The organism is Microbacterium sp. AISO3 (assembly GCF_002204305.1).
GTDB lineage: Bacteria > Actinomycetota > Actinomycetes > Actinomycetales > Microbacteriaceae > Microbacterium > Microbacterium arborescens.
This window is the reverse complement of sequence record NZ_NHRF01000025.1, coordinates 1-848: the sequence shown is the minus strand read 5'-3', so window position 1 is coordinate 848 and position 848 is coordinate 1. Positions and strand designations below refer to the sequence as shown.

Annotated in this window: 1 protein-coding gene and 1 pseudogene; both read right to left on the bottom strand. The window is 48.1% G+C overall.

What is annotated here, in order from left to right; all coding sequences use genetic code 11:
- Positions 1–72: 72 nt before the first annotated feature.
- Positions 73–657 (bottom strand): tail fiber assembly protein, encoded by a 585-nt coding sequence (locus tag CBF90_RS16060; protein WP_015979258.1) that lies wholly within the window; start codon positions 655–657, stop codon positions 73–75.
- Positions 657–848 (bottom strand): annotated as a pseudogene (locus CBF90_RS18635) (phage tail protein); the annotation flags it as partial. The pseudogene CBF90_RS18635 and the gene CBF90_RS16060, both read right to left, overlap by 1 nt.

The window sequence follows — 848 nt, the reverse complement described above, 5'->3', positions numbered from 1 at the left end:
CAGCTTTACAATATACTAACTAACCGCAGAACGTTATTTCATACAACGTTTCTGCGGCATATCACAAAACGATTACTCCATAACAGGGACAGCAGGCCACTCAATATCAGGTGCAGTTGATGTATCAACACGGTTCAGCAACACCCGATACTTCTTCCAGGCTTCCAGCAACGAGGTTTCTTCCTTCGTTGCAATTTCCAGATCTGCAGCATCCTGAAGCGGCGCAATATGCTCACTGGCTACCTGCATCAGGCTTTTTTTTGTTTCTTCCGCCTCCCGGATCCGGAACAGTTTTTCTGCTTCCGTATCCTTCACCCAGGCTGTGCCGTTCCACTTCTGATATTCCCCTCCCGGCGATAACCAGGTAAAATTTTCCGGTAACGGACCGAGTTCAGAAATAAATAACGCGTCGCCGGAAGCCACGTCATAGACGGTTTTACCCCGATGGTCTTCAACGAGATGCCACGATGCCTCATCACTGTTGAAAACAGCCACAAAGCCAGCCGGAATATCTGGCGGTGCAATATCGGTACTGTTTGCAGGCAGACCGGTATGAGGCGGAATATATGCGTCACCTTCACCAATAAATTCATTAGTTCCGGCCAGCAGATTATAAATTTTTATGGTCCGTGGTTGTTCACTCATTCTGAATGCCATTATGCAAGCCTCACAATATAGTTAAATGCAATGTTTTTGACGGTGTTTTCCGCGTTACCCGCAGCGTTAACGGTGATGGTGTGTCCGTGTGAACCAATACTGAAAGAATGGGCATGAGCACCGATAACAACCGGATGCTGGTGCGCACCAATACCAACTGTATGCGCATGTGCACCGGCACTCACGGCTGT

Excerpts from the sequence above, each read along its gene's own strand:
- CBF90_RS16060 (WP_015979258.1), bottom strand. The coding sequence starts at position 657 with ATGGCATTCAGAATGAGTGAACAACCACGGACCATAAAAATTTATAAT.